Source organism: Mumia sp. zg.B21, assembly GCF_019550855.1.
GTDB lineage: Bacteria > Actinomycetota > Actinomycetes > Propionibacteriales > Nocardioidaceae > Mumia.
In genome coordinates, this window is the sequence record NZ_JAHWCJ010000002.1 from 1,018,062 (window position 1) to 1,033,191 (window position 15,130).

Annotated in this window: 12 protein-coding genes; 10 read left to right on the forward strand and 2 right to left on the reverse strand. The window is 70.4% G+C overall.

Features of this window, described 5'->3' with window-relative positions; all coding sequences use genetic code 11:
* Window positions 1-2 precede the first annotated feature (2 nt).
* Window positions 3-1,676: a dolichyl-phosphate-mannose--protein mannosyltransferase gene (locus KV100_RS13785; protein ID WP_220343593.1), complete on the reverse strand. Its 1,674-nt coding sequence runs from the start codon at window positions 1,674-1,676 to the stop codon at window positions 3-5.
* Window positions 1,677-1,811: 135 nt separating this feature from the next.
* Window positions 1,812-2,852, reverse strand: a complete 1,041-nt coding sequence (locus tag KV100_RS13790) for a hypothetical protein (protein WP_220343594.1) — start codon at window positions 2,850-2,852, stop codon at window positions 1,812-1,814.
* 179 nt (window positions 2,853-3,031) lie between these two features.
* Between KV100_RS13790 and rsmI the strand changes: the two genes are divergently transcribed.
* The 10 genes from rsmI (at window position 3,032) to KV100_RS13840 (ending at window position 15,046) form a co-directional block, all read left to right on the forward strand.
* Window positions 3,032-3,859 carry a 16S rRNA (cytidine(1402)-2'-O)-methyltransferase gene (gene rsmI / locus KV100_RS13795; protein ID WP_220343595.1) on the forward strand — a complete coding sequence of 276 codons (828 nt, stop codon included), beginning with the start codon at window positions 3,032-3,034 and terminating at the stop codon, window positions 3,857-3,859.
* A 65-nt stretch (window positions 3,860-3,924) separates the two neighbouring features.
* The gene (locus tag KV100_RS13800) at window positions 3,925-5,115 is read left to right on the forward strand and encodes a hypothetical protein (RefSeq protein ID WP_220343596.1); all 1,191 of its coding nucleotides are present in this window, start codon (window positions 3,925-3,927) and stop codon (window positions 5,113-5,115) included.
* Window positions 5,116-5,153: 38 nt separating this feature from the next.
* Window positions 5,154-6,323 (forward strand): hypothetical protein, encoded by a 1,170-nt coding sequence (locus KV100_RS13805; protein WP_220343597.1) that lies wholly within the window; start codon window positions 5,154-5,156, stop codon window positions 6,321-6,323.
* Between the two features lie 2 nt (window positions 6,324-6,325).
* A complete protein-coding gene (locus KV100_RS13810) occupies window positions 6,326-7,447 on the forward strand; it encodes a hypothetical protein (protein ID WP_220343598.1) in 1,122 nt (373 codons plus the stop codon).
* Between the two features lie 29 nt (window positions 7,448-7,476).
* Window positions 7,477-9,315 carry a methionine--tRNA ligase gene (metG, locus tag KV100_RS13815; protein ID WP_220343599.1) on the forward strand — a complete coding sequence of 613 codons (1,839 nt, stop codon included), beginning with the start codon at window positions 7,477-7,479 and terminating at the stop codon, window positions 9,313-9,315.
* The gene (locus KV100_RS13820) at window positions 9,312-10,157 is read left to right on the forward strand and encodes a TatD family hydrolase (protein WP_301022157.1); all 846 of its coding nucleotides are present in this window, start codon (window positions 9,312-9,314) and stop codon (window positions 10,155-10,157) included. The genes metG and KV100_RS13820 overlap by 4 nt, the downstream gene beginning before the upstream one ends.
* A 162-nt stretch (window positions 10,158-10,319) precedes the next feature.
* Window positions 10,320-11,399, forward strand: coding sequence for a resuscitation-promoting factor (locus KV100_RS13825; protein ID WP_220343600.1), 1,080 nt, complete (start codon window positions 10,320-10,322; stop codon window positions 11,397-11,399).
* Window positions 11,360-12,274 (forward strand): 16S rRNA (adenine(1518)-N(6)/adenine(1519)-N(6))-dimethyltransferase RsmA, encoded by a 915-nt coding sequence (gene rsmA / locus KV100_RS13830; protein WP_255559636.1) that lies wholly within the window; start codon window positions 11,360-11,362, stop codon window positions 12,272-12,274. The genes KV100_RS13825 and rsmA overlap by 40 nt, the downstream gene beginning before the upstream one ends.
* Window positions 12,275-12,283: 9 nt before the next feature.
* Window positions 12,284-13,201 (forward strand): 4-(cytidine 5'-diphospho)-2-C-methyl-D-erythritol kinase, encoded by a 918-nt coding sequence (locus tag KV100_RS13835; protein ID WP_220343601.1) that lies wholly within the window; start codon window positions 12,284-12,286, stop codon window positions 13,199-13,201.
* Between the two features lie 81 nt (window positions 13,202-13,282).
* On the forward strand, window positions 13,283-15,046 hold the full coding sequence (locus tag KV100_RS13840) for an ABC-F family ATP-binding cassette domain-containing protein (RefSeq protein ID WP_220343602.1): 1,764 nt from the start codon (window positions 13,283-13,285) through the stop codon (window positions 15,044-15,046).
* Window positions 15,047-15,130 lie beyond the last annotated feature (84 nt).

The following is a 15,130-nucleotide window of genomic DNA, read 5'->3' on the forward strand; positions in this document are numbered from 1 at the left end:
GATCAGACCCAGCGGGAGAACCACATCCGCTGGAGCCACTCCTCGTGGGTGATCAGGATGTCGGTCCAGATCGGGAAGAAGAACGCGGCGAGTGCCAGGGCCACGGCCACGTAGGTGCCGAGGGCCGCGGGCGCCCACCACCGCAGACGGCTTCCGCGGGACCCTCGGAGCAGCCGACCGGCGACGAGCGCGATCGCGGCGCACGTGAACGGGACGAAGGCGGTCGCGTAGAAGAGGAAGATCGGCCGGTCGTCGTAGGCGAACCACGGCAACCAGGACGACACGACCACGAGCACGACGAGACCGAACCGCCAGTCGCGGTCGCGCAGCCAGAACCAGACGGACGCGACGAGTGCCGCCAGCCCGCCCCACCAGACGGCGGGGTTGCCGAGGATGAGCACCTGACGGATGCACGTCTCGGTCCCGCTCGCCGCACATCCCGGCGTCGAGGCGGCGAGGTCGGTCTGGGCGTCGACGCCGACCGGGCGGTTGAGGACCAGCCACCCCCACGGGTCCGACTGGTACGGGTGAGACTTGCCGGCGAGGTAGTCGCCGGTGTGGAACGAGTAGACCATCTGGTGGTAGTGCCACAGCGACTCCAGCGGTCGCAGCAGCTCTCCGATCAGCCCTCTGTCGGTCTTGTCGATGGCTGACCCCCACGGTTGCGCGTCCCCGTAGCCGAGCCCGAACCGGCCCTCGAAGACCTCGTGGTTCACCAGGAACCCCGTCCAGGTCACGACGTACACGACGAGGGCCACGATCACCAGCGACACGAACGCGGGAAGTCCGTCGACGATCATCGAGCGCCACCACGCACCGCGTACGCCGATCGCCCGACGGTCGATCACGTCGAGCACCCAGACGAAGACGCCGACGGCGGCGAGGACGTACAGGGCGCTCCACTTGGTGCCGACGGCCAGCCCGAAGCACACCCCGGCGGCGAGGCGCCACGGGCGCAGCAGGAGCATCCGGACCGGACCGAAGCCCGAAACGGTCTCGGTGGTGGCGTAGCGCCGGGCGATCCGGGTGCGACCCCACTCTCGGTCGGCGACGACGCACGCGACCGCGCACACCAGCCAGAACGCGAGGAACACGTCGAGGAGCGCGAGCCGGGACATCACCAGGTGCACGCCGTCGACGGCGAGGAGCAGGCCCGCGAGGCAGCCGAGCACCGTGGAGCCGCTGAGGCGGCGGACCATCCGGGCGAGGACCAGCACGGTCAACGCACCGACGACGGCCGCCGAGATGCGCCAGCCGAACGCGTTCATCCCGAACAGCTGCTCGCCGATCGCGATCATCCACTTGCCGACCTCGGGGTGGACGACCTGTGTCGGCTCTCCGGTCCACAGACCGGTCGTCTGCCCGGCCTCGACCTTCGCGTTGGCGTCCTCGACCCAGTCCTGCGCGTAGCCGAACCGCAGCAGCGACCAGGCGTCCTTGGCGTAGTAGGTCTCGTCGAAGAGGAGGCGCGGTGGATACTCCAGGCGCCAGACACGCGCGGCGAACGCCAGCAGCGTGACGGCGATCGGACCCAGCCAGCCGAGCAGCCGGGGGGAGTCGGCGATCCGCGAGCGGAACCGGTCGCGCAGCGGCGGGAGCGGCGCACCCTCGGGCGTGCGGCCCAGCGGCGCGAACCTCTCGCTGCTCCCGTTGCGCTCGTCGACGGTCACGGACACGCGGCAACCCTAGCGGCCGCCACGTGGTGGCGAAGCCGGTCGCGGACTCTGACTGCCGTCCGGACCGCTGGCGGTCGTGAACGATACCCCCGGGCCCGCGATGTCGACGACACCCGGGCCCGAGGGCATCATGGGTCAGTAGTAGAGATATCCCCACACCGCGCGGTGATCCGAATACTGCTGCTGAACCGTCGTCAGCGGCCCGTTCCATTCATAGGGGACCGTCGTGCCTCCCGACGTCCTCGGTGAGCTTCTGGCAAAGAGGTAGTCGATACGGCCAGACTTGCTCGGATTGGTCCAGTTCGTCGCGAGTCCCGTCCTGTTCGACCAGCCTCCGTTCGCCTCAGCGACTGCGTCCCGGAAGCCGAGATCGGCTCCTCTCGAGTACCACGTTGCCATCGCTCCGCCGGAAGAGTCAGGCACATTGGCATCCCCCCCAGCAACCTGAAGTGACGACGGGCCAATACCGGCATCGTCCGTCTCGGCTGCCAGCTCGTTGATGTTCTGGGTCGCACACGCGAGACGATCGCTGACACCGGCAGGGTTGGTCTGATAGTTGATGGCGTCCCGGCTGCCGGGCCAGTGGAAGGACGCGGCGGTGACGTTCGCGTTCGTTCGCTTGCTGTCCTTGAGGCGTACGGCGACGTTGATCGTCCGGTCCTGGCTGGGATCGTAGGTCGCGGCGTTTACGCACGACGTGCCACCGTTGACCCGGGCGCCCGACTGCCACGTGGTCTTCGAGCCGTTCATGGTGAATCGTGCAGTTCGATAGATGATGGCGTTCGTCTGATTAGCCTTCAGATCGTTGATCATCTCGACCGAAGCCGTCCCCGCGAGGTTGGAGGAACAGCCGCCGCCCCCATTAGGTCGGGGGTCCGGCTTGGCGATTACTCCTGTGTAGTCGACTCCAAGATGGTTCTCCATCGTCGTCACGAGCTTTTCGAGGTTGGTCGTATTGCGGACTTGCTGAACCAGGAAGATGTCCGGCGCATAGGCGCGGGTGGCCATATACCTAACGAGCGAGCTGTATGCCCGCTCGCATACCGCCGGATTTGCGCCGCTTCCGACAAGGTTCTCCACGTTCGCCGTATACGTCACGAGGAAATCTGGACTGTTGTTGACGGGAGGCGCCGCCTCGGCCGTGGACGGGGAGAACAATGCCGCCGCAACCACCATCGCTGCGCCTGCGGCAAGTGCCCGACACCCCCCACCCGATGCCGCTGAGATCCTCAAAACATTCTCCTCTCGCCAGGCGCCGACAATCGACGCTGGCGAGAGGCTAGCGGCGCGGGGGGGCATCGGCAAGGTTCGGCGGGGTCAGGCAGGCACTATCTCCCCGCCCGTAGGCTTGGCCCGTGCTGGTCCTCGCCGCGACACCCATCGGGAACCCCGCCGACGCGTCGCAGCGGCTGCGCGATCTGCTGGGGAGTGCCGATGTCGTGGCGGCCGAGGACACCCGTCGGCTGCACCGACTCGCCTCAGACCTTGACGTACGCATCGGCGGGCGCATCGTGTCGTACTTCGAGGGCAACGAGTCCCGGCGCACACCGGAGCTGGTTGCCGACCTCGAGGCCGGCCGTACGGTCCTGCTCGTCACCGACGCCGGGATGCCGAGCGTGTCGGATCCCGGCTACCGCCTCGTCGCCGCCGCGGTCGAGGGCGGGCTCGAGGTGACGGTCGCCCCGGGCCCCTCGGCGGCGCTCGCCGCGCTCGCCGTGTCCGGGCTGCCGGTGGACCGCTTCACCTTCGAGGGATTCCTGCCGCGCAAGACCGGTGAGCGTGACCGCGGGCTCGCGGCCCTCGCCGACGAGCCGCGCACGATGGTCTTCTTCGAGTCGCCGCACCGTACGGCCGACACGCTCGACGCGATGGTGGCGGCGTTCGGTGGGCAGAGGCGTGGCGCGGTGTGCCGCGAGCTGACCAAGACCTATGAGGAGGTCCGGCGGGGCACCCTCGAGGAGCTGGCGTCCTGGGCGCGCCCGGACGGGGACGATGCCCGGGTCCGTGGCGAGATCACGATCGTGGTCGACGGTGCGCCGGCGCGTGAGTACGACGAGGCCACCTTGCTCGAGATGGTCGCGGCCGGCGAGCGTGTGGGCATGTCGCGCAAGGACGCCATCGCCGATGTCGCCCGCCGGACCGGCGTGCGTCGGCGTGTAGTGTTTGATCTCGTCCACCGCTAGCAGACGGCGGTTCTGCGTGCCACGGGGCGGTGCGCCCGCCGAGGTGCCACAAGGAGCGCAACACCATGTCCGCGAGTGACCTGCTGGTCCCCGAAGGCGCACGACTGGTCCATATCGGCCCCTACAAGACGGGCAGCACGGCCCTTCAGTCGGCTCTCCACCAGGCCCGTCCGGTGCTCGCCGACCACGGTGTGCGGCGCGCGGGCGACCTGCGGCAGGAGACGCTGGCGGTGCTGCACGCGGTCGACCGCATCCGTCCGTACCACGACGCTGAGCGTGCTCGACGTCGCTGGGAGCGGCTCGCCGACGAGATCCGGACCGCGGACGAGGCGCGGGTGGTGGTCAGCAGCGAGGTGTTCTCGCACGCGCTGCCGACCCACATCGACCGGGTGGTCGACGCCCTCGGCTCCGGTGTCCACGTCGCCGTGACGTTGCGCCCGCTCGTGTCGATCCTCCCGTCCCAGTGGCAGCAGTACGTCCTGCGGACGGCGCGTCTGCCGTACGAGGAGTGGCTGCGCGCCATGTTCGACGCCGACGCTCGCGGTCACTATCCCCGCGGTTCGTTCTGGGTGCCGCACCGCCATGACCACCTGGTCGCGCGGTGGGCTGCCGCCGTCGGGCCGGAGCGGGTGACCGTCGTGGTCCTCGACTCCTCCGACCGGAGGCTGCTGCCGCGGTCCTTCGAGCAGATGCTCGGTCTCCCCGACGGCTCGCTCGTCCCGGAGGAGGACCAGGAGAACCGCTCGCTCACCGCCGCCGAGGCCGACCTCATGCAGGCCTACCACCGGGCACTCGCGCAGATGGGGATCGAGCCTCGCGTCCACTACCGGCTGCTGAACGCCGGCGCCGACGTCTATCTCAAGCAACGCCGGCCGGCACCGGACGAGCCGAAGCCCTACACCCCGCAGTGGGCGCTCGACGCCGCAGCCACCGTCGGGACCGAGATGGCCCGTTCCATCGCCGGCTCCGGCGTACGGGTGGTGGGTGACCTCGGCATCCTGGGAGAGCGCCGCACGGCGTCTCCGCCACCGGAGGTACGGCTCAGCCCCGAGGCGGGCGCTCAACTCGCTGCCGCGCTCGCCGCGGCGTCGCACAACCTCCTCCAGTCCGCGAACCGACGCAGCTCGGCCGAGATCAAGCTCCTGCGCGGCGCTCCGGCGACGACCGCGAGCCTGACCGCGACCACCAGCGGCGTCCTCGTCCGTGAGCTTGCGCGACGCGCTCGCAGGCGTGCGGCGGCCGTCTTCGGGCGATGACTGACGGCGTCACTGCGCGTGTAGGCTTTCGCTCACCGATGACTGAAAGGCGCGTGATGACCGACCTGCTCCTTCCCGAGGGCACGCGGCTGGTGCATATCGGGCCGCACAAGACGGGCAGCACCGCCTTGCAGGGAGCGTTCGACAACGCGCGCGAGGCCGTTCTCGCGCAGGGCGTCCGCTACGCCGGCCGCACCCGGCACGAGTCCGTGGCGGTGCGCTGGGTGACCGAGCGGGTCCTGCCTCAGCAGGACTCCGTAGCCGCGGAGAAGCGTTGGCGAGCGCTGGTCGAGGAGATGACCACGTCGTCTGAGCCTCGCCTCGTCGTCTCGAGCGAGTTCTTCTCCGACGCCAAGGAGCAGCACGTCGAGGCCATCGCCCGTGACCTGGGCCGCGACAAGCTCACCGTGGCGATCACGCTGCGTCCGCTGGCCAAGATCCTCCCGTCGCAGTGGCAGCAGTATCTCCAGCGCGGTCTGACCCAGTCCTACGACGAGTGGCTCGACAAGACCTTCAACGGGACGTCGCCGACCCCGTCGTTCTGGCAGCGCCACCGTCACGACGCGCTGGTACGCCGCTGGGGTGACGTGGTCGGCTACGACAACGTGGTCGTGATCATGCTCGACGGGTCCGACTACGGCTTCCTGCCGCGCACCTTCGAGCAGCTCCTCGGACTACGGCCCGACACCCTCGAGCTCCTCGACGACCTCCAGAACCGCTCGCTGACCTTCCACGAGGCAGAGATGTTGCGCGCCTTCAACGTGCAGTACAAGTCGGAGAAGCTGGCGATGCCGCTGTACGACCGCCTCGTCAACACGCGCGCCGGCCACTACCTCAAGCACCGACGGCCCGAGCGCGACGAGCGCAAGATCGAGACCCCCGCCTGGGGCGTCGAGGCTGCACAGCGGGTCGGGGCCGAGATGGCCGACGCCATCGTCGCCTCCGGTGCCCGCGTGATCGGTGACCCGGCCACGCTGGCCCTCGGGGCACGGCCCCGCGCTGAGGACCTGGGGCCTGTCCAGCTCGACCCCGAGCTCAGCGCCCGCCTCGCGGTGGGTCTCGTGCTCGCGGGTCAGGAGGTGCAGGATATCGAGGTCCGAGCCGCCCGACGAACCGCCGCACGTGGGGTCCGGCCGAGGTCCTCTCGCGAGTTGATCGGCGCCGCGCGACGTCGGCTCCTGCCGGACTGGGTGTCGCGGAGGCGCTGACGTTGAGCTCTCTGCTGCTGCCCGAGGATGCCCTTCTGCTTCACGTGGGGCCGCACAAGACGGGCACCACTGCGGTGCAGAGCGCATTCTTCGCGGCATCCTCCACCCTTCGTGAGCACGGCGTCCGCTACCCCGGCCGCAGTCGTACGCCGATCCAGGCGGTCGTCGCCGTCACCGGTCACGGGCCGATGCTCGGGGAGCCGCCGCTCGACATCAGCGACTGGGAGCGCTTCGTCGCGTCGATCCCGGGGCGGGGCCGCGTGGTGGTCTCGAGCGAGTTCTTCGCCGACGCCGTGGGTGACGCCGTCGACCGCGTCGTGACCGACCTGGGTCGAGATCGCGTCCACGTGGTGGTGACGCTGCGACCACTCGACAAGATCGCGCCGTCGCAGTGGCAGCAGTACGTCCAGAACGGTTCGGTGTCGTCGTTGCGCCGGTGGCTGAAGAAGACGCTGCGCGAGGACGACCCGAACGGGTCGGGCTTCTGGCGACGGCACCGGCACGACGTCCTGGTCCAGCGCTGGGTCGACGTCGTCGGCCCGGACCGCGTGCGGGTGGTCGTCGTCGACGACGACCGCCGCTCGACACTGCTCCGGACGTTCGAGGCCATGGTCGGGCTCCCCGAGGGTGTCCTCGAGCCCGAGCCCGACCGGCTCAACCGCTCGTTGACCCTGCCGGAGGTGGAGCTCGTGCGCTCCCTCAACCGGGAGTTCCGCTCGAGGAGCTGGAGCCCTCGCGACTACCGGCACTTCGTCCGTGTCGGTGTCGCACGTGCGCTCAAGGCTCAGCCCCCCGATCCAGGCGCGCCCGGTCTCGTCCTGCCGCGGTGGGCGGTCGAGCGGCTGCGAGCGATCAGCACCGACGTCGTCGCCAACATCCGGGCGAGCGGCGTCGAGGTCGTCGGCGACCTCGACGCCCTGCGCGTGCCGCGCCCCGGCCGGGACAGTCCCGACCGGATCCCCAAGACCGTCCCGGTCCCGAGCGACGTGGCCGCTCGGGCGGTCGCCGGTGCCGTCGAGGCCGCGATGCAGGAGCGCTCCGGGGTCGGACTCCTGCGGCGCGCAGGGGTGCCGTCGCCCGCCGAGGTCGTCGACCGCGTCCTGCCCCGCGGGCTCCGCCGCTGAGCCCGAGCCGGGCTCCGTAGGATGAGGGCATGTCGAAGACGGTCCTCACCGCGGTCGCCTGGCCCTACGCCAACGGTCCGCGCCACATCGGTCACGTGTCGGGGTTCGGAGTTCCTTCCGACATCTTCTCGCGCTACCACCGGATGATGGGTGACCGGGTCTTGATGGTCTCGGGCACCGACGAGCACGGGACCCCGATCCTCGTCCAGGCCGACGCCGAGGGTGTCACCGCACGCGAGCTGGCCGACCGCTACAACCGCGTGATCGTCGACGACCTCGTCGGGCTGGGGGTCTCGTACGACCTGTTCACCCGCACGACGACCCGCAACCACTACGCGATCGCGCAGGAGGTCTTCGCCGGCCTCTACCGCAACGGCTACGTCGTTCCCCGGCTGACGACCGGGGCGATCTCCCCGTCGACCGGCCGGACGCTCCCCGACCGCTACATCGAGGGCACGTGCCCGATCTGCGGGTACGACAGTGCGCGCGGCGACCAGTGCGACAACTGCGGCAACCAGCTCGATGCCGCCGACCTCATCGACCCGCGCAGCCGTGTCAACGGCGAGACGCCGGAGTTCGTCGAGACCGAGCACTTCTTCCTGGACCTGCCCGCGCTCGCCTCCGCGCTCGCCGACTGGTTGAAGTCGCGCTCCGACTGGCGCCCCAACGTCCTGCGGTTCAGCCTGAACCTCGTCGACGACCTGCGTCCGCGGGCCGTCACGCGAGACATCGACTGGGGCGTGCCTGTCCCGCTGGAAGGCTGGTCGGACCGCAACGACAAGAAGCTGTACGTCTGGTTCGACGCGGTCATCGGCTACCTGTCGGCCTCGGTCGAGTGGGCGGTGCGCTCCGGTGACCCGGAGGCGTGGCGCGAGTGGTGGACGAACCCAGACGCCGAGTCGGCGTACTTCATGGGCAAGGACAACATCACGTTCCACGCCCAGATCTGGCCGGCGCTGCTGCTGGGCTACCGCGGTCTCGGCGACAAGGGTGGGGAGGCGGGTCCGCTCGGCGAGCTCCAGCTGCCGAGCGAGGTCGTCTCCTCGGAGTACCTGACGATGAGCGGCTCCAAGTTCTCGACGAGCCGCGGCACGGTCATCTATGTCCGCGACTTCCTTCGCGACTTCGGCCCCGACGCGCTGCGCTACTTCATCGCCGTCGCCGGGCCGGAGAACCAGGACGCCGACTTCACGTGGGAGGAGTTCGTCCGACGGACCAACTTCGAGCTCGCCAACGAGTGGGGCAACCTCGTCAACCGCTCGGTCTCGATGGCCCACAAGAACTTCGGAGAGATCCCGACGCCAGGCGCACTGACCGACGTCGACCAGGCTCTCCTCGACGCGGCCGCGGCCGCCTTCGACACCGTCGGTGACCACCTGGCGCGGAGCCGCTTCAAGCAGGCCGTCGCCGAGGCGATGCGCGTGGTGACCCTCGCCAACCGCTATCTCTCGGACATGGAGCCGTGGAAGCTCAAGCAGGACCGTGAGCGTCAGGCGACCGTGCTGCACACCGCCCTCCAGATCGTGGCCGACGCCAACACGCTGCTGACCCCGTTCCTCCCGCACGCGGCGCAGCGGGTGTTCGAGACGCTGGGCGGCACCGGAGTGTGGGCGGCACAGCCCGAGGTCCGCGAGGTGCGAGACGACCTGCCTGCCGACCCGATCGGGGTGGGCGTGCCCGAGATGGGCGTCAGCTATCCCGTCATCACCGGTGACTACACCGCCGAGCAGGCGGTGTGGCGCCGGACCGAGATCGTCGCGGGGACGCCCTTGGTCAAGCCGACGCCGCTGTTCGCCAAGCTCGACCCCTCGCTGGCGGAGACGGGCCCGGAGTGGGCGCCCATCGTCCGAGAGGAAGCACCCGCGTGAGCCGTGACGGAGAGCGGCCGCCGCTGCCGGAGCCGCTCCCGCGCCCGGTGGCCGACAGCCACTGCCACCTCGACATGGACGACTCCGCCGAGCAGCTCGCGGTCGTCGACGCGGTCGACCGTGCCCGCCAGGTGAATGTGACACGGATCGTTCAGATCGGGTGCGACCTGCCCGGTGCTCGGTGGGCGGTGAAGGCAGCCGAGTCCCACGACTCCGTCGTTGCGGGTGTCGCGCTCCACCCCAACGAAGCGCCTCGGCTGGCGGCCGAGGGGCGGCTCGACGACGCCCTCGCCGAGATCGAGTCGCTGGTCGTCTCGAGTCCGCGGGTGCGCGCCGTGGGGGAGACCGGGCTGGACTACTACCGGACCGGTGAGGACGGCCGTACGGCGCAGCACGCGTCGTTCCGGGCTCACATCGCGATGGCCAAGGAGCACGACAGAACCCTCGTCATCCACGACCGCGACGCCCATGCCGACGTGCTCGCGGTGCTCGACGAGGTGGGGGCTCCCGAGCGGACCGTCATGCACTGCTTCTCGGGGCACGCCGACTTCGCTCGGGCGTGCGTCGAGCGGGGCTACTGGCTGTCGTACTCCGGGACGCTCACGTTCAAGAACGCGCAGCCGGTCCGCGACGCGCTCGCCGTCACCCCGATGGACCGCGTCCTGGTCGAGACCGACGCTCCGTTCCTCACTCCGACGCCCTACCGGGGCCGTCCGAACGCCTCCTACCTGGTGCCGACGACGGTGCGCGCGATGGCCGCCGTCCTCGGAGCCGAGCTCGAGGAGCTGTGTGAGGCGATCGACACCAACACCGATGCTGCGTTCGGCGGCAGCTGGGGCTGAGGCGCTCTCGCGAGACGAAACCACAACAAGGTAAGTTCCCTGGTGGACTGTGACTCAGGCCACGGGGGGTTGGGTTTCACGTCACGATCTGGTTACTCTGCCGAGAGTTTGTGTCCCGACCCCCGAGGGAGCTTCGTGCGTACCCGCCTTGCACTCACCACCGTGAGCGCTGTCGTCGTCGCCGCTATCGTGGCCGGCGTTCTCGCCTTCACCGTGCTCAACAAGACCGTCACGCTCAGCGTGGACGGCAAGGAGACCACGGTCCGCACCTTCGGTGGCACCGTCGCCGACGTCCTGGACGCCGAGGGCATCGACCTCGGAGAGCGTGACGTGGTCCTCCCCGCGGCCGACGCCGACATCGAGGACGGCACCAAGGTCGCCGTCCGCTACGCGCGCAAGCTCGTGCTCACCGTCGACGGAGCGGCCAAGACCTACTGGACGACCGCTCTCCGCGTCGACGAGGCGCTCGACCAGCTCGGCATCCGGCCGCACGCGGCCGCGGAGCTGTCGACCAGCCGCTCGGCCGTGGTGCCCCGCGACGGTCTCGCGCTGACGATCACCAGCCCCACCAAGATCCGGCTCGTCGCCGACGGCACCCGCCGCGCGGCCTTCACGAGCGGCGCGACCGTCAAGGACGCCCTCGCCGGACTCGGCATCACGCTCGGCGAGCTCGACGAGGTGACCCCGCGTCTCGCGGCGAAGGTCACCGACGGCATGCGGGTGCGTGTCGTGCGTGTCGCGAAGGTCGTCCGCACCAAGACCGAGAAGGTCGCGTTCACCACCAAGGTCCGCGAGGACGACTCGATGGCCGCCGGCAAGACCAAGGTCGTCCGCGAGGGCAAGCCCGGCACCGCCAAGGTGACGTACGAGATCGTCCGCGCCGACGGCAAGGTCCGCAGTCGCAAGGAGGTCAAGCGGGTCGTCGTGACTGCGGCCCGTGCACAGGTCGAGCGCCACGGCACCAAGCCGTCGACGCCGTCCATCGACCCCGGCAGCGGCTCGGTCTGGGACCGTCTGGCCAAGTGCGAGTCGGGCGGCAACTGGAGCATCAACACCGGCAACGGCTACTACGGCGGCCTCCAGTTCAACCTCGGCACCTGGCGTGCGTACGGCGGCCAGGGCTACCCGCACGAGAACTCGCGCGAGCAGCAGATCGCCGTCGCTACCAAGCTGCGCGACGCCAACGGCGGCAGCTACGGCAGCTGGCCGCACTGCGCGGCGCAGCTCGGGCTCCCGACCTGAGCGGCGACGTACGCCTCCTCGGCCAGGGTGACGTCCGCGCCCTCGCCGAGGAGCTCGACGTCGTGCCGACGAAGCGTCGAGGCCAGAACTTCGTCATCGACGCCAACACGGTCCGCCGGATCGTGCGGGTCGCGGGCGTGGGGCCCGACGACGTGGTGCTCGAGGTGGGGCCTGGTCTGGGATCGCTGACGCTGGCCCTCCTCGAGGCGGCGCGGCGCGTCGTCGCGGTCGAGATCGACGAGCGCCTGGCTGAGGCGTTGCCGTCGACGATCGCCACCTACGCGCCGAGCCGCTCGGCCGACGTCGACGTGGTGCACGCCGACGCCCTTCGGGTGCACGAGCTCCCCGGTCCCGCGCCGACGGCGCTGGTCGCGAACCTGCCCTACAACGTCTCCGTCCCGGTGCTGCTGCACTTCTTCGAGCACGTGCCGTCGATCGAGCGCGGGCTGGTGATGGTCCAGGCCGAGGTGGCCGACCGGCTGACCGCCGGCCCCGGCTCCAAGACGTACGGCGTGCCGAGCCTCAAGGCGTCGTGGTACGCCGACGTCCGCCCTGCGGGTCGGGTCGGTCGCACGGTGTTCTGGCCGGCGCCCAACGTCGACTCGGGTCTCGTCGCGTGGACCCGCCGCGAGCCGCCCCGAGACGCCGACCGACGGCAGGTGTTTGCCGTGGTCGACGCCGCCTTCGCCCAGCGCCGCAAGACGTTGCGGGCCGCGCTCGCGGGGATCGCCGGCGGTGCCGACCGCGCCGAGGCTGCGCTGCTGGCCGCCGGAGTGCCGCCGCAGGAGCGGGGAGAGCAGCTCGACCTCGCGGCGTTCGTCCGCATCGCGGCCGCCCTGGAAGCAGCTCCCGAGGCCCCGGCAGCCGGACGGTAGGTTGATCCGGTGCGAACGACGACCGTCCGGGTTCCGGCGAAGATCAACCTGTGCCTCGGCGTGGGACCGCGGCGTGATGACGGCTACCACCCGCTCGCGACGGTCTACCAGGCCGTGGACCTGTGCGACGAGGTGCGGGCCACGGAGGTCAAGGACGGCGCGGTGACCGTGAGCGTGCAGTTCGCCGGCGACGAGCGTCGCGAGCAGGCCCCCGTGCCGACGGGACCCGACAACCTCGCGGTGAAGGCCGCCTGCGCCCTGCGTGACGCCTTCGGCATCGAGGCCGGGGCCGGTCTCGCCATCCGCAAGGCCATCCCGGTCATGGGAGGAATGGCAGGCGGGTCTGCGGACGCGGCGGCCGCCCTGGTCGCGTGTGACGCGTTGTGGGGTACGAAGGCGACCCGTGGCGAGCTCGAGGAGATCGCGGCGACGCTCGGCTCGGACGTCCCCTTCCTGCTTCACGGTGGGACCGCGCTCGGCGCAGGGCGCGGCGAGGAGGTCAGCCCAGTCCTCGCGCGCGGCCGCTTCCACTGGGTCTTCGCGATCGCCGACCGGGGCCTCTCCACGGCCGAGGTCTATGCCCGGTACGACGAGATGCACGCCGAGTCCCCGCCGCCGGCGCCTCACGTGCCGCAGGCCCTGCTCACCGCGCTGGCAGCCGGTGATGCGGCCGCGCTCGGCAACGCTCTCTCGAACGATCTCCAGAAGGCCTCCCTCGACCTGCGACCTGAGCTGTCGCGTGTGCTCGAGGTCGCCGGGGAGGCCGACGCTCTCGGCGCGCTGGTGTCGGGGTCGGGCCCGACCGTGATGGTCCTGGCCGAGGACCCCTCCCACTCGGAGGAGCTCGCGGGCCTGCTGCTCCGCAGCGGTGCCTGCGCCGACGCGGTCCAGGCGAGCGGCCCCGAGCCGGGCGCCCACCTGATCTGACCGCGCGACGAGGGCGACCGCCGTGCCCGAAGACTCCGCGCGGTTCTCGGGGCCCGAGAGCCGCCCCGTAGTCTTGCTCGAGTGACGCCGCCGCCAAATCTCGTGAATCTCGACGGGGTCGACAAGTCCCACGGCACCCGCACCCTGCTGGACTCGGTCAGCCTCGGGATCGCCGCCACCGACCGGATCGGTGTGGTCGGCCGCAACGGTGGCGGCAAGACGACCCTGCTCCGTGTCCTCTCTCGGATCGAGCCGCCCGATGCGGGCCGGGTCACCCATACGCGCGGGCTCGAGGTCGGCTTCCTCAACCAGCGTGACGACCTCCACGAGGCGCACACGCTCCGGGAGGCCGTGCTCGGGGGCAAGGCCGACCACGAGTGGGCCGCCGACGCGACGACGCGAGAGATCGTGACGGTGCTGCTGGCCGGGATCCCGCTGGACCGCATCGTCGAGGGCATGTCCGGCGGCGAGCGACGCCGCGCCTCCCTGGCCCGGCTCCTGCTCGGTCAGCACGATCTCCTCGTCCTCGACGAGCCCACCAACCACCTGGACATCGACGCCATCGCCTGGCTGGCCCGTCACGTGCGCCGGCGCGAGTGCGCCCTCGTGGTCGTCACCCACGACCGCTGGTTCCTCGACGAGGTCGCCACCCGCACGTGGGAGGTGCACGACGGCGTCGTCGACCAGTACGACGGCGGCTACGCGGCGTACGTCCTCGCGCGGGCCGAGCGCGACCGCCAGGCGGCGGCGACCGAGTCCCGCCGGCGCAACCTCGTCCGCAAGGAGCTCGCGTGGCTCCGGCGAGGTCCGCCAGCCCGCACGTCGAAGCCGAAGTTCCGCATCGAGGCCGCCAACACCCTGATCGCGGACGAGCCGCCGCCACGTGACCGCCTCGAGCTCGAGCGGTTCGCGACCCAGCGTCTCGGCAAGGACGTGTTTGATCTCGAGGACGTCTCGCTGGTGCGCGGAGACGCGCTGATCCTCGACCGTGCGACCTGGCGGCTCGGTCCCGGTGACCGGGTGGGGCTGGTCGGGCCGAACGGCACCGGCAAGACCTCGATCATGCGGCTCCTCACCGGCGAGGTCGCGCCTGACTCCGGCCGCGTGAAGCGCGGCAAGACCGTCACCGTGGCCTATCTCTCGCAGGCTCTCGACGAGATGGACCCCACTCAGCGCGTGCTCGACGCGGTGAAGGGACCGGAGCTCCAGTCCAGCACCCTCCTCGAGGGGTTCGGGTTCACCGGGGACCTCCTCACGGCGCGCATCGGCGACCTGTCGGGTGGCGAGCGACGGCGGCTCCAGGTGATGCGGATCCTCCAGGCTGAGCCCAACGTCCTGCTTCTCGACGAGCCGACCAACGACCTGGACATCGACACCTTGACCGTGATCGAGGACTACCTCGACCGGTGGCCGGGCACGCTGGTGGCCGTCTCGCACGACCGCTACTTCCTCGAGCGCGTCACCGACACGGTGTTCGAGCTGCCGGGTGACGGATCGATCCGCATGCTGGTGGGAGGAGTGGAGGAGTACCACCCGGGAGCGCCGGGGGCTCGGCGTACGTCGGGCGCCGACGCTGCGGCGTCGGTCTCCGCGGGCGCACCGTCGACCTCCCCACAGGCGGGCATGTCGGGAGCCGAGGAGCGCGCGGCGCACAAGGAGATGGCACGCATCGACCGCCGGTTGGCCCGGCTGAGCGAGCAGGCGTCAGCGGTTGAGAACGAGATGGCGGCGAACGCGACGGATGTCGGAAGGCTGACCGAGCTCCAGAAGCGGCTGTCGGAGATCGCTGGCGAGCGCGAGGAGCTGGAGTCGATCTGGCTTCAGCTCGCGGAGATGTTAGATTGAGGACTCCTTGAAAGATAGATTATCTACCTAATGGAGTGACAGTGTCTCAGCGCGAATCCGGCGAACGGTCGCATTCTCGGATCC

Excerpts from the sequence above, each read along its gene's own strand:
- KV100_RS13790 (WP_220343594.1), bottom strand. The coding sequence starts at position 2,852 with ATGGTGGTTGCGGCGGCATTGTTCTCCCCGTCCACGGCCGAGGCGGCG.
- KV100_RS13800 (WP_220343596.1), top strand. The coding sequence starts at position 3,925 with ATGTCCGCGAGTGACCTGCTGGTCCCCGAAGGCGCACGACTGGTCCAT.
- KV100_RS13805 (WP_220343597.1), top strand. The coding sequence starts at position 5,154 with ATGACTGAAAGGCGCGTGATGACCGACCTGCTCCTTCCCGAGGGCACG.
- metG (WP_220343599.1), top strand. The coding sequence starts at position 7,477 with ATGTCGAAGACGGTCCTCACCGCGGTCGCCTGGCCCTACGCCAACGGT.